Annotated in this window: 18 protein-coding genes; 11 read left to right on the top strand and 7 right to left on the bottom strand. The window is 72.5% G+C overall.

Annotation, left to right across the window (positions count from 1 at the left end; genetic code table 11):
* Positions 1–7: 7 nt before the first annotated feature.
* Together QBL21_RS27050 and QBL21_RS27045 are read right to left on the bottom strand one after the other, a co-directional pair.
* Positions 8–190: a DUF397 domain-containing protein gene (locus QBL21_RS27050; protein WP_407564844.1), complete on the bottom strand. Its 183-nt coding sequence runs from the start codon at positions 188–190 to the stop codon at positions 8–10.
* Entirely contained in the window at positions 187–831 is a 645-nt protein-coding gene (locus QBL21_RS27045; RefSeq protein ID WP_407564843.1) for a DUF5753 domain-containing protein, read from the bottom strand. The genes QBL21_RS27050 and QBL21_RS27045 overlap by 4 nt, the downstream gene beginning before the upstream one ends.
* A gap of 175 nt (positions 832–1,006) precedes the next feature.
* Between QBL21_RS27045 and QBL21_RS27040 the strand changes: the two genes are divergently transcribed.
* The 7 genes from QBL21_RS27040 (at position 1,007) to QBL21_RS27010 (ending at position 6,567) form a co-directional block, all read left to right on the top strand.
* Entirely contained in the window at positions 1,007–1,291 is a 285-nt protein-coding gene (locus tag QBL21_RS27040; protein WP_407564842.1) for a hypothetical protein, read from the top strand.
* Between the two features lie 2 nt (positions 1,292–1,293).
* On the top strand, positions 1,294–2,646 hold the full coding sequence (locus QBL21_RS27035) for a putative T7SS-secreted protein (RefSeq protein WP_407564841.1): 1,353 nt from the start codon (positions 1,294–1,296) through the stop codon (positions 2,644–2,646).
* A 98-nt stretch (positions 2,647–2,744) separates the two neighbouring features.
* Positions 2,745–3,239 (top strand): hypothetical protein, encoded by a 495-nt coding sequence (locus QBL21_RS27030; protein ID WP_407564840.1) that lies wholly within the window; start codon positions 2,745–2,747, stop codon positions 3,237–3,239.
* A gap of 262 nt (positions 3,240–3,501) precedes the next feature.
* On the top strand, positions 3,502–4,023 hold the full coding sequence (locus QBL21_RS27025) for a hypothetical protein (RefSeq protein ID WP_407564839.1): 522 nt from the start codon (positions 3,502–3,504) through the stop codon (positions 4,021–4,023).
* Entirely contained in the window at positions 4,020–4,622 is a 603-nt protein-coding gene (locus QBL21_RS27020; protein ID WP_407564838.1) for a hypothetical protein, read from the top strand. The genes QBL21_RS27025 and QBL21_RS27020 overlap by 4 nt, the downstream gene beginning before the upstream one ends.
* Before the next feature lie 82 nt (positions 4,623–4,704).
* A complete protein-coding gene (gene dusB / locus QBL21_RS27015; protein ID WP_407564837.1) occupies positions 4,705–5,865 on the top strand; it encodes a tRNA dihydrouridine synthase DusB in 1,161 nt (386 codons plus the stop codon).
* Between the two features lie 225 nt (positions 5,866–6,090).
* Positions 6,091–6,567 carry an NUDIX hydrolase gene (locus QBL21_RS27010; protein ID WP_407564836.1) on the top strand — a complete coding sequence of 159 codons (477 nt, stop codon included), beginning with the start codon at positions 6,091–6,093 and terminating at the stop codon, positions 6,565–6,567.
* Here QBL21_RS27010 and QBL21_RS27005 read toward each other — a convergent pair.
* The 3 genes from QBL21_RS27005 to QBL21_RS26995 all read right to left on the bottom strand — a co-directional run bounded on the left by QBL21_RS27005 (position 6,564) and on the right by QBL21_RS26995 (position 8,068).
* The gene (locus tag QBL21_RS27005) at positions 6,564–7,127 is read right to left on the bottom strand and encodes a dihydrofolate reductase family protein (RefSeq protein ID WP_407564835.1); all 564 of its coding nucleotides are present in this window, start codon (positions 7,125–7,127) and stop codon (positions 6,564–6,566) included. The genes QBL21_RS27010 and QBL21_RS27005 overlap by 4 nt on opposite strands.
* 70 nt (positions 7,128–7,197) lie before the next feature.
* Positions 7,198–7,806 carry a DUF6879 family protein gene (locus QBL21_RS27000; RefSeq protein WP_407564834.1) on the bottom strand — a complete coding sequence of 203 codons (609 nt, stop codon included), beginning with the start codon at positions 7,804–7,806 and terminating at the stop codon, positions 7,198–7,200.
* Positions 7,799–8,068: a hypothetical protein gene (locus QBL21_RS26995; RefSeq protein WP_407564833.1), complete on the bottom strand. Its 270-nt coding sequence runs from the start codon at positions 8,066–8,068 to the stop codon at positions 7,799–7,801. Before QBL21_RS26995 ends, QBL21_RS27000 begins: the two co-directional genes overlap by 8 nt.
* Before the next feature lie 227 nt (positions 8,069–8,295).
* Between QBL21_RS26995 and QBL21_RS26990 the strand changes: the two genes are divergently transcribed.
* Together QBL21_RS26990 and QBL21_RS26985 are read left to right on the top strand one after the other, a co-directional pair.
* Entirely contained in the window at positions 8,296–8,706 is a 411-nt protein-coding gene (locus QBL21_RS26990; RefSeq protein WP_407566570.1) for a hypothetical protein, read from the top strand.
* Positions 8,703–10,847 carry a tetratricopeptide repeat protein gene (locus QBL21_RS26985; protein ID WP_407564832.1) on the top strand — a complete coding sequence of 715 codons (2,145 nt, stop codon included), beginning with the start codon at positions 8,703–8,705 and terminating at the stop codon, positions 10,845–10,847. Before QBL21_RS26990 ends, QBL21_RS26985 begins: the two co-directional genes overlap by 4 nt.
* A 36-nt stretch (positions 10,848–10,883) precedes the next feature.
* Here QBL21_RS26985 and QBL21_RS26980 read toward each other — a convergent pair whose 3' ends face one another.
* Positions 10,884–13,034, bottom strand: coding sequence for a glycogen debranching N-terminal domain-containing protein (locus QBL21_RS26980; protein ID WP_407564831.1), 2,151 nt, complete (start codon positions 13,032–13,034; stop codon positions 10,884–10,886).
* A gap of 575 nt (positions 13,035–13,609) precedes the next feature.
* Between QBL21_RS26980 and ppdK the strand changes: the two genes are divergently transcribed.
* Complete coding sequence (gene ppdK / locus QBL21_RS26975) at positions 13,610–16,420, top strand: pyruvate, phosphate dikinase (protein WP_407564830.1); 2,811 nt, start codon at positions 13,610–13,612, stop codon at positions 16,418–16,420.
* A 399-nt stretch (positions 16,421–16,819) separates the two neighbouring features.
* Here the strand turns inward: ppdK and QBL21_RS26970 are convergent, their stop codons facing one another.
* On the bottom strand, positions 16,820–17,551 hold the full coding sequence (locus QBL21_RS26970; RefSeq protein WP_407564829.1) for an SDR family oxidoreductase: 732 nt from the start codon (positions 17,549–17,551) through the stop codon (positions 16,820–16,822).
* Positions 17,552–17,854: 303 nt separating this feature from the next.
* On the opposite strand from QBL21_RS26970, the gene QBL21_RS26965 reads away from it, so the two are divergent.
* Positions 17,855–20,152 (top strand): WD40 repeat domain-containing serine/threonine protein kinase, encoded by a 2,298-nt coding sequence (locus QBL21_RS26965; RefSeq protein ID WP_407564828.1) that lies wholly within the window; start codon positions 17,855–17,857, stop codon positions 20,150–20,152.
* The last annotated feature ends 3 nt before the right edge of the window (positions 20,153–20,155 follow it).

Raw genomic sequence — 20,155 nt, 5'->3', positions numbered from 1 at the left:
GTTCGGCTCAGAACTCGTCGTGCTTCACGGCGGCGAGGAACGCGGTCCAACCCGCGGTGCTGAACATGAGCTTGGGACCGTCCGGGTCCTTGCTGTCACGAACGGGAACGAGGTCGGGGACACCGTCCCCGACCTCGACGCATTCGCCGCCTTCGCCGTTGCTGTACGACGACTTGCGCCAGGTGATCATGATCTCCCGTAGTCTTCTGCCGCCGATTCCAGCATCTCCAGGGATGCCGTCGGTGACAGAGCAGCAGCCCTGATCAGATCGTAGGACGTCTGGTACTGGCCGACCAGAGCCGGATCGTCGATCAGGTTGCCCCTGTGCGCGCCTTCCTCGTAGACCATGGACGGGCCTTCGGCGAACTTCATGATCCTCGCCATGCCGTTCATGAAGCCCTGCGCCGCCGCGGTGAATGGGAGCACCTGCACGACGATGCGGCGACTACGGCCCGGTTCAGGGATGTGGCGAAGCTGCCGCGCTGCGACTTCGGGTCCTCCGAACGCGGTACGGAGCACTGGCTCGTGGAGGACTGTCCAGAGCCTCGGGACTTCCGAGTTCTTCAGTAGGCGCTGCCGCTCCTGGCGAGCCTGGACGTGCTTCTGGATCACGTCCTCGGGCATCAAGGGTGCGGTGGCCAGGCTCAGGGCCCGGGTGTACTCCCGCGTCTGCAACAGACCGGGGACCAACAGCGGTGCGTGGTCGTACAGGTGCGTCGCCAGTGTCTCCAGCTCCGCCGCGTCCGCGAAGTAGTCCGGATACGGAGACCGCCGCGCCAACCGGCACAGCCTCTGGAGGTGTTCTCCCGTCGCGAAGATGTCGTCCAGCATCTTCGAGATTTCCTCCTGCGGACGCGCGTGGTGAGTCGTACGGGTCCGGGCGTCGTGTCTGTGTCATGTGACCGAAGGTAGTGGTTCAAGTGCGGTACGGAGTTGATACATGCGTAGTTGTACGACCGCCGGTACCCTGCCCCGGAAAGACGTCAGACCTCGGGGGAAACGGACGATGAGCGACCTGTGCGTGGACTACGGCCGCCTTCAGGTGATCGAGCGTGATCTCGGCATCGTGAAGCGGGAGTTCGAGAGCTGCGAGGAGCATCAGGAGCGGCTTAGCGGAATCTACGGCTCCGGCACCGTCGCGGATGCGATGGAGGACTTCACCACCAACTGGGACCGGCACCGCAAAGAGGTGCTGGAGTCCGTGAAGTCCGTCGGCGAGATGGCGAGCAGCGTCCATCAGTCGTTTCTGAAGACGGACAAGAAGCTTGAGCAGGAATGCAAGGGTGAGTGACGATGGCCCGCCCCACCGACTGGCAGCCGCTCGCCGACTCCGATCCCGTACCGGGGAACGTCGAGGACATCAAGGCTGAGGCCGCCAGGCTGAAGAAGATCGGCGAGACGATCGAGTCGCAGGTCGGCAAGTTGCGCGACATCGGCAAGGACGGTGCCCTGAAGGGCAAGTACGCCGACAAGCTGCGCAGTGCCGCGACCGATCTGGCCGGGAAGATGGAGAAGACCTCCGGGCGGTACAAGGAGGTCGCCGGGCATCTGTCGTCGTGGGCGGGTGATCTGGACGAGGCGCAGAAGGCCGCGGAGCGGGCGCTGACGAAGGCGCAGAGCGCGGCCGGGACGATGGCGCAGAACAAGCCGCCGGACAAGGCGGCCTCGCCGGACGCGCCGGAGCCCACCGACGCGGAGAAGGAGGCGGAGAAGGGCCGGGAGAAGGCGTACGGGGCCGCCGAGGGGGAGCTGGAAGAGGCGCGCCGGATGCTGGGGCGGGCGACGTCGGCGCGGGACAGCGACGCGGACACGGCGGCCGGGCGCATCAAGAAGTCCATCGACGACGACGTCAAGGACAGTTGGTGGGACAACGTCAGCGACTTCGTCGACAAGTACGCCGACATCATCAAGATCGTCATCGATGTCATCAGTTGGGTGGCGACGGCGGTGGCGATCATCTCGCTGTTCATCCCGGGGCTGAACGTGGTGGCGTTCCTGCTGATCGCGGGGTTGCTGGTGGTCGGGGGCAGAGCCCTGCTCGCGGCCACGGGCAACGCGAGCTGGATGGACGTGCTGGTGGACTCCATCGGGCTGCTGACCATGGGCCTCGGGCGTGCCGGCATGGCCGCCCTGAAGGGCACCAACGCGCTGACGAAGACGGCGGCGACCGGGGCCCGTTCGCAGCAGGTCGCGCAGAACCTCGCGAGGTCGTCCTCGCAGCGGCAGGCGCTGGGCCGGGTGCTCAGCAGCCGTACGGCGAGTCCCGCGGCGAAGCGGGCGGCGCGGGCGCAGATCGACGCGCTGAAGGCGCAGGCCCGGCGGCAGGCGACGAGCGTGCCGCAGAACCTTCCGTCGGTGGGGCGCCTGGGCAAGATCCTCAACATGGGCGACACCGAGGGCCTGTCCATGGTGCGCAACATCGGGCGCATCTCGGACCGCTTCCCCGGCCTGGTCAGCGGCGGTACGGCGGCGAAGGCGTCGGCCGCCTACACGGCCTCTTTGGGCGCCGCCTGGGGCGGTACGATCGTCGACCTCGGTGACAAGGCGCTCGGCAGCAGCGACATGCTTCCCTTCAAGCCGTTCAACGAGTCGTACAACGACTGGAAGGGCGACTCCTGGAAGGCGCCGATCGGCTCGACCTGGTGACCCGGGCGGCCCTGTGACGTCGGCGGCCCGCCTTGTGACGTGACGTCCGCCGCGGTCGCTCCGTCGCCGTGCCGCCCGCCCCCGTGATGGAGGAGCCGATGGTCTTCCTGCCCCGCCGCACCACCCCGTCCGCGCGCGGACGGGCGGACGGGCGGCTGCTGGTGGCCGCGCGCACCGCGGTGCTGGTGCCGGTGGCGGCCGGGGCGCTGTTCGCCGCGCTGGCCGCCGTCTTCGACGGCGCGGCGGGGGATGCCCTGGCCTGGGTCGAGCGGGGGCTGCTGGGCGCGGCGGTCGCGGTGCTGGTGTGGTCGGTGGTCACGGCGGCGGTACGGAACGTGGGCGACGGCGAGCTGGAGGTCACCGCCGTCTTCGGGGCGGTGCTGCTGATGATCGCCGCGTACTTCACGGGGCCGCCGGTGCTGGTCGCGGTGCCGGGGGTGGCGCTGGTGACGGGGGTGGTGTCGGCGGTGCGTACGGACCGGGCGGAGCGGCGGCGCAGGCGGGAGCGGCGGGAACGGGACGCGCGGGTGCGGGCGCACCACGCGGAGAAGAAGCGGCGGAAACGGGAGAGCGGGGGAGCCGGCGGTGGCTGAGCAGGCGGGGCGCGTGGACTACGTGAAGCGGCCGGGGCGGTCGGAGCGTACAGAGGCGCCTGTACGGGAAGAGGGCCGTGCCGCGGACTCGGCCGGGGCCACAGACGGGGACGCGGGCCGGGCCGGGGATCGGGGCCGGGCCAGGGACCGGAGCCGGACCCGGGCCAGGGACCGGGGTGAGGGTGCCGCCGTCGGGTACACCCTCGTCCTGCCGCCCAACTGGTCCCGAATACCCCTGCGCGACGGCACCGACGAGGCCGTCATGCGGATCGTCGACGAAGCCGTCGCCGACCTGCCCGACGACTTCCCGCGCGACCAGGTGCCCGCGGTGCGCCTGGAACTCGTACGCCGCCTGCGCAAGGCCGCCGCCGACGCGCGCAAGAGCGGCGGGCTGGACCTCTACCTGCCCGTACAGCAGATGCACGGCGTGACGGTCGCGGCGTCGTTCGTCGTCTCCGAGATCACCCTGTCCGCGGGCGCCGACCCCTCGCTCGTCCTCGCCCGGCTGCTCGCCGACGCCGACAAGTCGCAGCCCGCCGCCGTAGACGGCTCCGTGGGCTACCGCAACGAGCGGGTCGCGCGCGGCTCCGGCGAGGAGGGCGGCGAGTACGCTTCGCGCCGCGTCGACTACGTGCTGGCGGTCCCCGAGGACGACACCCGGTGGGTGACGGTCGGGTTCAGCACGCTCGCGGACGGCGACCCGAAGGGGCAGTTCGCGGACGTGCTGGTCGAGCTGTTCGACGCCGTGATGACCACATTCCGCTGGACGAGGAGCAGCCGGTGAGCTGGATCGAGGTCGACTACGACGACGCCAAGTGGCTGTGGGTGCCCCAGCAGTGGGAGGGCATGCCGTGGTCCGGGCCCGCGGAGTGGGCGGAGGCGTTCGCCGAGGCGTGGTGGCTGCTCGTCGACGTCGATCCCGGCGGCGACGAGGAGGAGGTGGCGCGGCTGCGGGACGCGCTGCTGGAGTACGCCACCCGCGCGGGCACCGTCTTCCCCGGCCAGGACCTGTACCTGTACATGCCCGACCCGCGCCAGGCGCCGGTGCCGCTGGCCGTGTGGGGGCTGGCGACGTCCGGGGACCGCAACGACCGGCTGCGGGAGCTGGTGCGGTCGATGGACCCCGAGGCGGTGGAGGCGCCGATCGTGGAGCTGTTCCGCCACCCGCACCTGGGGAACGGGCTGCGTGCCATGCGCTACTTCACCGACCCGGGCGACGGCACCCTCGGCTCCTCCCTGAACTACGCCTTCCGCTCCGAGCCGCACGGCGTGGACGTCCTCGTCCGCGCCATCAGCGCCGACGTGGGGCGGCTCGCGGCGGCGGCGCAGGACATGGACGAGCTGGCGCTGGCCGTACGGGTGCGGCGCGACGAGGACCGCTGACAAGCGGGCCGTACGCGTCCCCGCCGCGGGTGAGGGACAATGGAGGGTCCGTCCCCGTACCCGTATCGAGGTAGTCCGCCGCATGTCCGAGCTGAAGATCGGCCCGCACACCGTCTCCCCGCCCGTGGTGCTCGCGCCCATGGCGGGGATCACGAACGCGCCGTTCCGCACGCTGTGCCGGGAGTTCTCCGGCGGCCGGGGCCTGTTCGTCAGCGAGATGATCACGACGCGGGCGCTGGTCGAGCGGGACGCCAAGACGATGCGGCTCGTCCACTTCGACGGCACCGAGAAGCCGCGGTCCATCCAGCTCTACGGCGTGGACCCGGCGTACACCGGCCGCGCGGCCCGCATGATCGCCGACGAGGACCTCGCCGACCACATCGACCTCAACTTCGGCTGCCCCGTGCCCAAGGTGACCCGCAAGGGCGGCGGCTCCGCGCTGCCGTACAAGCGGAACCTGCTGCGCGCGATCCTCCGCGAGGCCGTGCGCAACGCGGGCGACCTGCCGGTGACGATGAAGATGCGCAAGGGCATCGACGACGACCACCTGACCTATCTGGACGCCGGGCGGATCGCGGTCGAGGAGGGCGTCACCGCCATCGCCCTGCACGGACGTACGGCGGCGCAGCACTACGGCGGCACCGCGGACTGGGACGCCATCGCGCGGCTGAAGGAGCACGTGCCGGAGATCCCGGTGCTGGGCAACGGGGACATCTGGTCGGCGGACGACGCGCTGCGGATGGTGCGCGAGACCGGGTGCGACGGGGTGGTGGTCGGGCGCGGCTGCCTGGGGCGGCCGTGGCTCTTCGGAGACCTGGTGGCGGCGTTCGACGCGGAGCCCGAGGCGGGGCCGGAGCGGGGCGTGGGCCCGGTCTCGTACGCGCGGCCCGCGCTGAAGGAGGTCGCCGGGGTCATGCTGCGGCACGCGGAGCTGCTGGGGCAGTGGCTCGGCGACGAGCGGCGCGGCGTCATCGACTTCCGCAAGCACGTGCCGTGGTACACGAAGGGCTTCTCGGTGGGCAAGGACGTACGCCACCGGATGGCGATGGCCGGGTCGCTGGCCGAACTGGACGACCTGCTGGGCACCCTGGACCTGGACCAGCCGTGGCCCGCGGGTGCGGACGGCCCGCGGGGGCGCACGGCGGGGCGGAACAAGGTGGTGCTGCCGGAGGGGTGGCTGGCGGACCCGTACGAGTGCGCGCAGGTGGACGCGGGCGCGGAACTGGACACGTCGGGCGGCTGAGCCGCGCGGGGGCGCGGTACGGCGGGTCCCCGCCCTCCCCGAAACCGGGACTGCGCCCCCGGGCCCTCGCCGCTGGCGCCGCACGGGCCGGCCTGCCGACCGGGAGCCGCCGGGCGGCGCGCACCGCACACGGCGATGCGGGTCCGGGGCCCGGCGGTGCGAGTCCGCGCCCGGCGGGTCCGCCCCGCATCCCCCGCGTCCCGCCCGGCGGCTAGCCTCGGGGTGGTGGACACGACGCATCGGCCCGCCGCGCGGGTGATCTGCCTCGACGCCGCCCAGCGGATTCTTCTGCTGCGCTGGCGCGACCCCTTCGACGGCGCCCTGATCTGGGAGCCGCCCGGCGGCGGCATAGAACCGGACGAGACCCCGTTCGCCGCCGCCCGCCGCGAACTCGCCGAGGAGACCGGCCTCGACCCCGCCGCCGTGCTGGACCGCGGGGTGCCCGTCGAACGCGACTTCCACTGGAAGGGCACGCACTTCGTCGGCACCGAGCACTTCTTCCTCGCCCGCTACGCCGACGACCGCCCCCCGCTGCGCCGCGGCGGCCTCCTCCCCGACGAACAGGTCACCCTGGCCGGCCACGCCTGGGTCCCCTGGCCGGAGATCCCCGCCCTCCCGGACCCCCTCGAACCCCCGCACCTGCCCGCGGTCCTGGCCACCCTCGCCCCCGAAGGCCCGTGGGGCACGGCCGCGGGCGGCTAGCGCACCACGCGGTGGTGGAGGTAGACGACGCCCGAGGCGAAGGTGCGGGTCTCGACGAGTTCGAGGTCCTCGCGGCGCTCGTGCCGGGGGTGGAACGGCGCGCCGCCGCCGACCAGCACCGGGTACACCCTGACCCGGTACGCGTCGATCAGCCCCAGCGCCCCCGCCTCGGCGGCGAGCGTCGCACCGCCGATCGCGATGTCGCCCTCGCCGGGCTCGGCCCGCAGCCGCGCGATCTCCTCGGCGAGCGTGCCGGTGGCCAGCCGCGCGTTGCCCTCGACCGCGGTGAGCGTGCGGGAGAACACCACCTTGGGCAGCGGATTCCACAGCGCGGCCCACTCCCGCATGTCGTCGCTGAGCGAGGGGTCCCGCTCGGCGGTCTCCCAGTACAGCATCGTCTCGTACAGCCGCCGCCCCATCAGGTGCACGCCGACGTCGCGGATCTCCTCCATGGAGAACCGGAACACCTCCTCACTGGGCGCCGCCCAGTCGAACCCGCCGTCGGGCCCGGTGACGAAACCGTCGATGGAGATGGCCATCGAGTAGGTCACGCTGCGCATGGGAAGTCCTCCTCGCCAAGGGATCTCGACACTAGGACCCCCCCGGACCCCCCGGACTCATCGCCGTACCTCAGGCGTCCGCGGGCGGGGCGAGAGGGGCGATCTCCCTGTCGAAGAAGTCGTGGAATCCGTCTCCGCGTTCGTACAGGGCGTCGAACCCCGCGGAGGTCTCCTGGATCAGCACGCGATCTGTGAAGCGACGGCACCCCATCGCGTTCCCGTCGTCGTCGTAGAGCACCTCGTACATGGCGACGTCCCCGAGGATCACCACTTCGGGTACGGGGCGGTCCTTCTCGATGTCCGCGATCTTACGGGCGTCCAGGACTCTGATGTTGTCACCCAGTTCAACGCGAAGGCGCAGCACGTGGAACTCCCACTGCACGTATGGGGTCACCGGGAACTCGACGACACGGAGGCGCCGCTGAAGAATTCTGCGCCGGGCAGCTTCCTGAAATTGCTCTGCGTAGACCTCGCGTCTTTCCTGGGCGAGGGACACTGCACGATCCCATTGGCCTGCCGCGAAGGCTTCCCAACTGGCGAATCCGCGCTCTTTGAAGTTCTGCCCGCGTTCGAGCTTGTTCATGTGGCGGATTCCGCTGGCGAACACCCGCTGGAAGTCCGCGTGGTACGTGGGGCGGTCCAGGCGCTCTGAGACACCGGAGGGGAAGGAGTCAAACACTCGGGATGTCCTGTTTCGCGGCGATCAGCATGTTTCTTGGGATGACGACGAGCCGTTCGTCCGTACCGACGGAGACGCCGGGCGGCAGCTTTCTGCCCAGGGAATCCGTGAGGTCGCGGCCGATGACGGCGATGTCGCCGTTCGCGAGTTCCCAGATATCGGGGCAGTCGGGGTCGTGAGTCGTATTTCCTAACTCCTGCGGCGACTTTCCCAGGCGCCGCTTGAATGTCGTCGCCGGATCAGCTTCCCACGGCCTGGCCATGACAGTCTCCATTCGCTGTACCGGATCCGGGCGACGAGACCCTAGCATCGGACGCCGCGGTCGGCGACGCCGTAATAGGACAGATTGACGACGGCCGCTCGATCTTTTGTTGCGCCATGCGGCCTGGCACGCGATGATGAGCGATCGTAAAATGGCACGGTCAGCACGACAATTATCTGTCATTTGTCATACCGTCCCAAGACTTGTCGTTCGAGGCAGGGGGAACCGTGGACCCGGAGGCAGCCTTACTCGCGCAGAGCGCTGGAATCACGCTGGTCACGCTGATGACAACCGACGCCTGGCAGCGCACCCGAGACGGAATCACGCAGCTATGGCACCGTATGCAGCCGCACCGTGCCGAGACGGTCGCCGCCGAACTGGAAGCCACTCGCGACGATGCCCTCGCGGCCGAAGCCGCCGGGGACCGGGAGACGCTCGGTGAACTGCACGCCGAGTGGCAAGGACGGCTGCGGCGCCTGCTCGTCGCCCGGCCCGACGTCGCCGCGGAACTGCGCGCGCTTCTCGACGAAGTCGAACCGCCGGGTGTGCCGGGCAGCGCGGTCGTTCAGCACGCTCGCGCGTCCGGGCACGCCCGTATCCACCAGGCCGGACGAGACCAGCACATCGCCGAACGATGACGGGCGGGATGGACGGCCGCGCCGAGGACCGTGGCCGTGTCTACCAGGCGTCAGGCGACCAGCACATCACCGAACACCACCACCGCGGCGACGAGTCCGCCGGACCCGGCGGCCCCGACTCCGTACGCCGTCCGGCGGTCGGGCGGCCTCCGGTCGTCCTGCGCGACCGCGCCGAGGTCCTCGTGCGGCTGCGGGCGAGCGTGGCGGCGGAGCGGGGCGGCGAGGTCTACGTGCTGTACGGCATGGGCGGGTGCGGCAAGACGGCGGTCGCGTACACGCTCTTCCAACTGGCCACCGAGGAATGCGGCCGGGCCGGCCTGTGGGTCAGCGCCTCCGACCGCTCAAGCCTGCGTGCCGGGATGCTCGCCGTCGCCGCCGACCGGGGTGCACGCGACGGCGAACTGCTGGCCGCCCGCGGTGGTCTCCGCCCGGCCGCCGACCTCGTCTGGCAGTACCTCGACAGCTCCGCGGAGCCCTGGCTGCTCGTCCTCGACAACGCCGACGAACCCGAGATCCTCCGCGACGGCAGTTGGCTGCGCACCAGCCCCCGCGGCACGGTCGTGGTGACCACACGCCGCTCGGCCGCCCGCTGGTGGCCGGGGGCCGAGCTCCAGCACATCGGCGTACTGCCACGCGAGGACGCCGCCCGGGTGCTGCGGGACCTCGCCCCGCACAGCGGCACACAGCAGGAGGCCGACCGGATCGCGGAGCGGCTGGGGCGGCTGCCGCTCGCCCTCACGCTGGCGGGCGGCTTCCTGTCGCAGCAGGTCCTCGACCCCTGGTCGATGGAGACGTACGAGCGCCGTCTCGACGAAAGGGAAGGCGTCGAGCTCATCGACCGGGGGGCCGACCCGCTGTCGCCGCAGGACCCCCGGCACCTGGTCGGCCTCACCTGGCAACTGACACTCGACGCCTTCGAGGCCCGCGGCCTGCCGGAGGCGACCGCGCTGCTGAGGCTCCTCGCGCGGTTCTCGCCCGAGCCACTACCGCTGTCGCTGCTCGACCACGGCGAGATCGGCGGCGTCCTGCCACGCGACCGCTGCGAAACCGCGCTGCGGGCACTGCTCGACCAGTCGCTGACCGAACTCGTCGACGTCGGCATCCGCTGTGCGCAGAGCCACGGGGTGCTGCTCGACAGCGTTGCCGCGGCGACTCCGGCGGAGAAGGTGCCGCCGCTTGACGCCACGGCGGTCCGGTTGCTCGACGCCGCCGTGCCCGCGGTGCCCGACGCGGGCCCGTACGAACCGCGCTACCGGCTGCTGGTGCCCCACGTGCTCGCCCTGCTGCGGCGCGGCGCCGATCCGCGCATGGCTGCCGACGCGCTGGCCGCAGCGACCCGGCTGTCCGTCGCCCTGCACCGCACCGGCGACTACCAGGCCGCCTGGGAGACCGCCCGCACCGCCGCGGACCTCGGTGAGCGCCGGCTGGACCCGGACCACCGTCTCGTTCTGGGCGCCCGATCCCGGGCCGGCCGGGCGCTTTTCCGGCTGGGCCGGTACGCCGAGGCCGAACAGCTCCTCGGCCGCACCCGTACGGTCCAGGAGGCGGCCCTCGGAGCCGACGATCCCGACACCCTGGACAGCGGCCACGGCCTGCACATCGTCCTCGGGAATCTCGGCAGGCGCGACGAGGCAGTCGCACTCCTTCGGTCCACGGTGGCCGGCAGGCGACGGGTTCTCGGTGCCGACCACCCGCTGACGCTGCGCTCCCGCGCAAACCTGCTGGTCCTGCTGCCGGCGGCGGACGTCGCCGTGGAAGACGGCGGCGAGCTGCTGTCCCTGCCGGAGGAATGCACGCGGATCCTGGGCCCCGACCACACCGTCACCCTGGGCGCCCGCCACAACCGCGCCTGGACGCTGTACCGACTGGGCCGCTTCGACGCGGCGGAGGAGGAGACGCGCCTGGTTACCGAGGCGTATCTGCGGCGCTTCGGCCCCGACTACGTGGTCACCCTCTCCGCCCGCCAGTTGCTTTCCCGGATCCTGGTCGCGCGGGGCCACGTGGCCGAGGGGATCGAGATCATGACGGATGTGCTGGCCAGGCGGGAACGCAGCCTGGGAGCCGACCACCCGTTCACCGTCGCCAGCCGGCAACGGCTCGGCGAGTTCACGTCGGGGCGGGCGCGCCCGGCCGGCGCCTGAGGGTGCCGATGTCCTCCGTGGCACCCGGGCGTCGATCTATGGCTCCCGCGCCTCCGCGAGTGCCGTCAGCAGGGCCAGGGGGGTGGTGGCGGACCAGGACTGGGGGGTGCAGGCGTGGGGGAAGGGGACCGGGGTGGGTTGGTTGGTGCGGGGGTAGCCGCCGATGGCTTCCGGGAGGCGGTACGCGGCTTGCGCGGCCAGGGCGGTGAGGGCCGCGGCGAGCGTGCGGGCCTCCTCGTGGAGGCCGTAGCGGGCCAGGCCGAGGGCCAGGATCGCGTTGTCGTGCGGCCACACGCTGCCGCGGTGGTACGCCATCGGGTGGTACGCCCCCTGGCCCGCGGCCACGGTCCTCACGCCCCAGCCCGAGAAGAAGTCCGGCTCCAGCAGCCGCCGGCCCACGCGGCGGGCGCGGTCGGGGTCCAGCAGGCCGGTCCACAGCAGGTGTCCCGCGTCGGAGGCCAGGGCGTCGGCGGGGCGGCCGGTGCCGTCGAGGGCCAGGGCGGGGAAGTCGGGGCCGGGTAGCCAGAAGTCGGTGAGGAAGCTGGTGCGCAGGTCGTCGGCCGCGGCGGCGAGGCGGGCGGCGAGTGCCGGGTCCGCCCAGGCGGTGGTGGCGAGGCGGGCGGTGTGGGTGAGGGCCGCGTAGGCGTAGCCCTGGGGCGCGGCGGCGGCGATCGCGCCGGTGGCGCGGGTGCCGTCGGCGGCGCACAGGGCGCCGGGGGAGTCGCGCCAGCTCTGGTCGGCCGGGCCCGCGTCGTCGGGGCGGTGGCGGAGGTAGCCGGTTTCGGCGAGGCCGCCGTCGCGGAACATCCACTCGACGGCGGCGCGGGCCTGCGGCTCCAGGCGGCGTGCCAGCTTGTCGTCGCCGGTGTGCTCGGTGAGCGCGCCGAGGAGGACGAGGAAGAGGGGGGTGGTGTCGACGGCGCCGTAGTAACGCCCGTACGGCACCTGCCCGAAGTGGGCCAGCTCGCCGTGGCGTACCTCGTGCACGATCTTCCCCGGCTCGCCGTCCGCGTTCCCCGCCTGGGTCGCGGCGAGCGCGAGGAGCGTGGCGTGGGCGAGTGCGGGGCGGTGGCGGAGCGCGAACAGGGACGTCACGAGCGCGTGCCGGCCGACGAGCGCGAGGAACCACGGGACGCCTGCGGCGGGCACCTGAAGCGCCTCCCCGTCCGGTCCGGTGGCGGGGATGAGGAGGCCGTCGAGGTCGGTGAGCCCCTGCTCGGCGGCCCGGGTGAGGTGCGGCGAGAGGTCGGGGGTGGGGGTGGTGGGGTGCGGGGCTGTGTGCGCGGTGGGTGCGGGTGCGGTCAGGGGCGCGGCGGTACGGGCCTGGGGCGCCGCGCCTGCGGCGCCGACCGCCGCGTCCACGGCCTCCGGTGCCGGGGCCGGGGCATCTGCCGGGACCGTGCCGACCGCCGTGTGCCCGGCCCCCGCCGCCGCTGCCCCGGCCGGGGCTCTGGCCGGGGCCGTGTTCCCGGCCGCGGTCCGTACCGCGCCGACTGCCGCTTCCGCGGGCTCCGTTGCCGCCTCCGGGCCCGGATCGGCCGCTCCCGTCCCCGGGTTCGCCACCGCTGCGGCACGCAGTGTCACCTCGATGGTCTCGTGGGGCTCCAGCGCCAGCCGCCACACCAGCCGCCGTGCGCCGCTGCCCGTCTCCTCCACCGCGTCCGGCGGCGGGTCCGCCGTGATCGTCGTACGGGCCTGCCAGCCCCCGCGCCGGTAGCGGAACTCCACGCCGTCCGGGAGCACCTCCCGGCCCCGTACCGCGTGCGGCTTGCCGTAGACGCGGTGGTCGGCCCGTAACTCGAACTGGTCGGCGAAGTCCGCGTCGACCGTCAGGGCCAGCCACAGCTTCTCGGGATCCGCGCGGTTTCCGGTGATGCGCAGGACGTCGACCAGCGCGCCCCCCGTGACGCGCTGCTCGCGGAAGACGGTGTGCGGCGGGGGCTCGTCGCGGGCGGTGGGCGGGACGAGCGCGGAGTGGGCGGTGGCCGGGCCGTCCGGCCCCGCCCGGGACGCCAGGAGGGTCGGCACGGCGCCGTCGACCGTCAGTTGCCAGCGGCTCAGGTGCCGGGTGTCCCCGAGGAAGAAGCCGTCCGGCCGGGTCCCGCGCGCCCCGGTGATGTCCCCGGAGTGGGCGACGGCGGCGAAGGCCCCGCCGTGGAAAAGAAGCCGGTGTTCCGCGCCGCTCATGCGAGCGCCTCCTCAGCGAGGTGTCATCCCGTCATTACGTCTGGTCGGCACGCAAAACTAGCGCGCCTCTGTCGGGTCGACAAGCAGAACCGGGGTCGCACGCAAGCATGTTGCGGGAGCACGCCCCGTGTGTCCCCGGCGCCGCTCGGGCCACACACCGCGCCGGCCCGCGTTATGTCAAGGTGACGTGTCCACATGATGAGATGAAGCCCATCCGATCGCGTGATTCTTGCCACGCTTGATAGGGCTTACGCTCAAATGAGCGCTCAAATGTGGGCATCATCTCTCGTATGCGCGGCACTGAGTGCCATCCGGATTCCTTCACCACTCGAAGGCACAACTGCGTTCCGTAACGCGGATGACCCGTCCCGGCTTGCCGATACCCGCCCGTCCGGGATCGTCGTTAAGAGAAGTGAAGAAGGGGCGCGGCTCCCGGTCGCCGGCAGGATCCCAGGTACGAGGGCCGAAACCCCTCGTGATCGTCAACGCCTCATCCCTTGGAGCCTTCGATCTGGGTATGTTCCTCGCCGTCAGGGCAGCTCCCCGCCAGGGGTCCCACACGAGGAGTCGATCCCGTGCCGGAAAAGAAGAAGCCAGCGAAGAAGGCGACGGCCTCGAAGAAGTCCCCCGCACGGGGGTCCGCGTCCGCGAAGAAGGCGGGCGCGACCACGTTCGTCTACGACTTCCACGAGGGCAACAAGGACCTCAAGGACCTCCTCGGCGGCAAGGGCGCCAACCTCGCCGAGATGACCAACCTCGGCCTGCCCGTCCCCCCGGGCTTCACCATCACCACCGAGGCGTGCAAGGTCTACCTCGCCAGCGGCGCCGAGCCCCCCGCGCTGCGCGACGAGGTCAGCGCCCACCTCGACGCCCTCGAAAAGCGCATGGGCAAGAAGCTCGGCCAGGCGGACGACCCGCTGCTGGTCTCCGTACGCTCCGGCGCCAAGTTCTCCATGCCCGGCATGATGGACACCGTCCTCAACATCGGCCTGTCCGACGCCTGCCTCCCGGGCCTCGCCGCCCAGGCCGGCGACGAGCGGTTCGCCTGGGACTCCTACCGCCGCCTCATCCAGATGTTCGGCAACACCGTGCAGGGCATCGACGGCGAGCTGTTCGAGAACGCCATCGAGGACGCCAGGCGCGCCAAGGGCGTCGCCACCGACGTCGAGCTGGACGCCGCCGACCTCGAAGCCCTCGTCGGCGTCTTCAAGGACATCGTCGCCAAGGAGACCGGCCACCCCTTCCCGCAGGACCCGCGCGAGCAGATGGACCTGGCCGTACGGGCCGTCTTCGAGAGCTGGAACGGCGAGCGCGCCAAGCTCTACCGCCGCCAGGAGCGCATCGCCGGCGACCTCGGCACCGCCGTCAACATCTGCTCCATGGTCTTCGGCAACCTCGGCCCCGACTCCGGCACCGGCGTCGCCTTCACCCGCGACCCCGCCAGCGGCCAGCAGGGCGTCTACGGCGACTACCTCCAGAACGCCCAGGGCGAGGACGTCGTCGCCGGCATCCGCAACACCGTGCCGCTCGCCAAGCTCCAGGACCTCGACAAGACGTCGTACGACGAGCTGATGCGGATCATGGAGACGCTGGAGACGCACTACCGCGACCTGTGCGACATCGAGTTCACCATCGAGCGCGGCAAGCTGTGGATGCTCCAGACGCGGGTCGGCAAGCGCACCGCGGCCGCCGCGTTCCGTATCGCCGTACAACTCGTCGACCAGGGGGTCATCAGCGAGGCCGAGGCGCTCCAGCGCGTCAACGGGGCGCAGTTGGCGCAACTGATGTTCCCCAGGTTCGACAACGGCCACAAGGGCGAACGGCTCGCCCGCGGCATCGCCGCCTCGCCGGGCGCCGCCGTCGGCAAGGCGGTCTTCGACTCGTACACGGCCGTGAAGTGGTCGCGCTCCGGCGAGAAGGTCATCCTCATCCGCCGCGAGACCAACCCCGACGACCTCGACGGCATGATCGCCGCCGAGGGCATCCTCACCTCCCGCGGCGGCAAGACCTCGCACGCCGCCGTCGTCGCCCGCGGCATGGGCAAGACGTGCGTGTGCGGCGCGGAGGAACTGGAGGTCGACACCAAGCGGCGGCAGCTCACCGCACCCGGCGGCGAGGTCATCGACGAGGGCGACGTCGTGTCCATCGACGGCTCCAGCGGCAAGGTCTACCGCGGCCGGGTGCCGGTCGTGCCCTCCCCGGTCGTGGAGTACTTCGAGGGCCGCATGCACGCCGGCGCCGAGGACGCCGACGAACTCGTCGTCGCCGTGCACCGCCTCATGTCGTACGCCGACCGCATCCGCCGGCTGCGCGTCCGCGCCAACGCCGACAACTTCGACGACGCCGCCCGCGCCCGCCGCTTCGGCGCACAGGGCATCGGGCTGTGCCGCACCGAGCACATGTTCCTCGGCGAGCGGCGCGAGCTGGTCGAGCGGCTGATCCTCGCGGACACCGACGAGGAGCGCGAGGCGGCGCTCAAGGAACTGCTGCCGCTCCAGCAGCGGGACTTCGTGCAGCTCTTCGAGGTGATGGACGGGCTGCCGGTGACGGTGCGGCTGCTCGACCCGCCGCTGCACGAGTTCCTGCCGGACATCACGGAGCTGTCGGTACGGGTCGCGCTCGCCGAGTCGCGCAAGGACCACAACGAGAACGACCTGCGCCTCCTCCAGGCCGTCCACCGGCTGCACGAGCAGAACCCGATGCTGGGCCTGCGCGGCGTGCGCCTCGGGCTGGTGATCCCGGGGCTGTTCACGATGCAGGTACGGGCCATCGCGGAGGCGGCGGCCCAGCGCCTGGAGTCGAAGGGCGACCCGCGGGCGGAGATCATGATCCCGCTGGTGGGCACGGTGCAGGAGCTGGAACTCGTACGCGACGAGGCCGAAGCCGTCATCGCCGAGGTCGAGGCGGCGCGGGGGGTGGAGCTGAAGGTGACGCTGGGCACGATGATCGAGCTGCCGCGGGCGGCGCTGACGGCGGGTCAGATCGCGGAGTCGGCGGACTTCTTCTCGTTCGGCACCAACGACCTCACCCAGACCGTGTGGGGCTTCTCCCGCGACGACGTGGAGGCGAGCTTCTTCACCGCGTACCTGGAGAAGGGCATCTTCGGCGTCTCCCCGTTCGAGACGATCGACAAGGACGGCGTCGGCGCGCTGGTCCGCGACGCGGTGCGGGCCGGCCGGGCGACACGGCCGGACCTGAAGCTGGGCGTGTGCGGCGAACACGGCGGCGACCCGGAGTCGGTGCACTTCTTCCACGACGTGGGCCTGGACTACGTCTCGTGCAGCCCGTTCCGCATCCCGGTGGCCCGCCTGGAAGCCGCCCGCGCGGCGGCGGCACAGAACGGCGCGGCGGCCCCGAACGGCAAGAAGCCGCACCCCGCCTCCTGAACCCCCGGCCACCGTCGGCGTTGCCCTGACCCTCACCCGACGGCAGACCGGTTCCCGAGGGGCGGCGCCCGTGCGGGGGCGCCGCCCCTCACCTCGTGCCGGCGGCGGATGATGACCTCGCCCGTGTCCACGTCCTCGTACAGCGCTGGGCACTCCCCGACCTTGGGATCGGTTCCGGGTAGCGAATCCGGCGCGCCATGGCGCTCCCCTCTCGTGTGCTTCTTCGTGACCGTGCCGACGCGCACGGTAGTGCGGTGATCTGGAAACACGGCAGGCCGCAGACGCGCCGGCGCCCGGCGCTCCGAGGTGAGGTGCCGGGTGCGGTCGTGCGTGGCCGAGTGGGTTGTGCCGGTGCGGACGAGGGTGGGCGGACGCAGGGGGCGGGCGTCCCCTCTCAGTTCAGGTGAGCCAGTCGCGGTAGTGGGTGGGGGCGATGCGGGCGTCGGCCTGGGGGAGGAGGGCGTCGCCGGGGGCCGCGGCGAACATGCCGGCGGTGTCGTCGGTGACCACCGAGCGGCCGTCGGGGCGGGCGGCCAGGGTGATGCGGCCGAGTTCGTCCAGGGGGAAGACGTCCGGGCCGGCGATGTCGAGGGTGCCGTTCAGGGGGGTGCCCGCGGCGACCTCGGCGACCACGTCGGAGACGTCCCGGGCGGCGATCGGCCGGAGCGGGGTGGTGGGGAGGCGGACGGTGTCGCCTTCGGTGGTCCAGGACAGCGTCGCCGCCATGAATTCCATGAACTGCGTGGCGCGGACGATGGAGTACGGGATCGGGCCGGCCTTGAGAAGTTCTTCCTGGAGCGTCTTGGCCCGGTAGTAGTCCAGGCCGGGCACCAGGTCGACGCCCACGATCGACAGGATGACGGCGTGCCCCACCCCGGCCCGGTCGCTCGCGGCCAGGATGTTGTCCATCGACGTCCGGAAGAAGGCGAGGGAGGCGTCGTCGAAGGTCGGGGAGTTCGTGAGGTTGACGACGACGTCGGCGCCGGCGACCGCGTCCGCCAGGCCCTGGCCGGTGAGCACGTCCGCCCCCGTGGACAGCCCGTGCGGCACGGCCTCGTGTCCGGCCGCGTCGAGCTTCTGCACGACCTGCGACCCGATCAGGCCGGTTCCGCCGATGACTGCGATCTTCATGGGTCACCTTCCATCGGACATGCCAGGGCCCCCGACCGCGCTACGCGCACGCGCTCGACCAGGGTATGTGCGCCGCATCCGGCGCGCCCGTCGAGACGTACCCGCAGTGCGCCGGAATTTCCGGGCCGGGAGGGAGGGGGCCGAGGGCGCGGTGCGGGTCCGAGAGGGCGGGGCGCGGGCGTCGCACCTGAGCGCTGTCGGGCGGGCGCGGGTTCGTTACGCTGTCGCTCGCTCGAACGGGGCCGCGGGTGGCGGACCGGAGTTGGCGAGGTGGTCGGCAGACCACCGGGGGGTGAGAAGGCCATGTCCCGACCGGACGACGGCCGGCCGGCGGTGCCGCACGCCCGTGCGGGCGAGCCCGGGTGGCCGACGGCCCCGCCGCCGCACCGGCCGCTGGGGGCCGCCGACCCCGCCGTGGCCGGCCCGTACCGGCTGGAGGCGGTGCTCGGCACCGGCGGGATGGGCCGCGTCTACCTGGCGCGTACGCCCGCGGGCAGCGCGGTGGCGGTCAAGGTCGTCCACCGCGAGTACGCGGGCGACGCCGCGTTCCGCAAACGCTTCGCGCAGGAGGTCGCCGCCGCCCGGCGGGTGCAGGGCCTCTACACCGTGCCCGTGGTCGACGCCGACCTCCGGGCCGACGAGCCCTGGCTCGCCACCGCGTACGTGCCCGGGCCCTCCCTCCAGCACGCGGTCGCCCAGAGCGGGCCGCTGCCCGCCGACGCGGCGCTGGCCCTGATCGCCCGGGTCGCCGAGGCGCTTCAGTCCATCCACGCCGCCGACGTCGTCCACCGCGACCTCAAGCCCTCCAACATCCTGCTGACCGCCGACGGGCCCAAGGTCATCGACTTCGGTATCGCCCGCGCCGCGGACCTCACCGCGGTCACCGCCACCGGCGTACGCGCCGGCACCCCCGCCTACATGGCGCCGGAGTACATCCGCGGGCAGAGCGTCACCGAGGCCGGCGACATCTTCGCCCTCGGCGGCGTCGCCCACTTCGCCGCCACCGGCGGGCACGCCTTCGGCGGCGGTACGGACCACGCCGTGGTCTACCGGATCCTGGAGCAGGAGCCCGACCTCGGCGGCTGCCCCGAGTCCGTACGGGACGTCGCCGCCGCCTGTCTGGCGAAGGACCCCGAGCGGCGGCCGGCCCCGGCCGAGGTCATCGAGCGGTGCCGCCAGGCCGCAGGCGCGGGCGCGGGCGGGCACCCGGCGACGGTCATAGCCGTGCCGGCGCCGGGCGCCTCTCCCGGCGCCGCGGGGCCGGTCGGGCAGCCGGGCCGGGGGGACGCGGAGCGTACGGTGTCCGCCGACCCGACGGCGCTCGACGGGGCCGGCGCGACCCCCGCCGGGCCCGCCGCGTCCGGCCCGCACGACCTCGCCACCCGCACCGCCGCCGCCCCGGCCGCCCCCGCCCCCGCCGCCGTGCCCCGCCCTCCGGACCCCGACGTCCGCACCGGCACCTTCGCGCCCCTGGCGCTGCTGGTCGGCGGGGCCGTCGCCGTCGTCCTCGCCATCGTCCTGGTCGCCGTCCTCCTGCCCTCCGGCGGCTCCGGCGACTCCGGCACATCGCAGGCGGACTCCCCCTACGACACCTACGAGCCCACCGGCACCCTCGCCTTCCCCGCCCGGGCCGCCGGCCCCGCGGGCATCGACTTCAGCCCGGACGGCGCGACGCTGGCCACCGTCGGCGACGACGGGAAGATCCGGCTCTGGGACGTCGCCCGCCGCAGGCAGCGCGCCGCCCTCACCCAGGACGACCGGGGCAGGGACGGGGAAGGGCGCGGCAACGTGTTCGGGGTCGGCAACGTCGCCTTCAGCCCGGACGGCAAGCTCCTCGCCACCGGCACCGACCACGGCGCGACCGGGCTGTGGGACATGACCACGCGCCGGCCGCTCAACTACCTGCACCTGGGCGGTGAGAGCGTGGAGTTCTCGCCGGACAGCAAGCTCCTCGCCATCGGCAGCAGAACGGGCTCGGTGTACCTGTTCGACCCCGCCGAGCGCTCGGACGACGTCGTCGCGTACTTCGACCACAAGTCGGCCGTCACCGCCCTCGCCTACAGCCGGGACGGCAAGACGGTGGCCTCGGCGGGCGACGACTCCGAGAGCAACTCCGGCCGCGACGACACCGCGCAGCTCTGGAACGTCGCGAAGCTCGACCCGGAACCGTACGGCCAGGACGGCCCGCGCAAGGTCCTCGACCAGCCCCGCGAAGCGACGGCCGCGGCGATCAGCCCGGACAGCAGCACCCTGGCCGTCGGCCACCCCGACGGCGAGGTGTGGCTGTGGGACGTGCGGACGGGCCGGAAGAAGGGGGTCCTGCGCAACGACCACCTCACCGCCGTCACCGATGTGGAGTTCAGCCCGGACGGCAGGAGCCTCGCGACCACCACCGCCCTCGGCGGCGGCGTGCTGCTGTGGGACGTCGCCGACCGCAGGCCGCGCGCGCTGCTGGCGACCGGCGAGGACGGGGACGAGGACGGCGTGAAGGACGAGGGCAAGGGCGTGGTCGAGGAGGTGACCTTCAGCGAGGACGGGAAGCTGGTCGCCGGCGGCGACCGCAAGGACCGCGCGGTGCGGCTGTGGAAGAACCCCCTGTGAGCG

Source organism: Streptomyces sp. 184 (genome assembly GCF_045781775.1).
Classification (GTDB): domain Bacteria; phylum Actinomycetota; class Actinomycetes; order Streptomycetales; family Streptomycetaceae; genus Streptomyces.
Note: the sequence above shows the minus strand (reverse complement) of the source record. Positions and strands in the feature narration are given on the sequence as shown.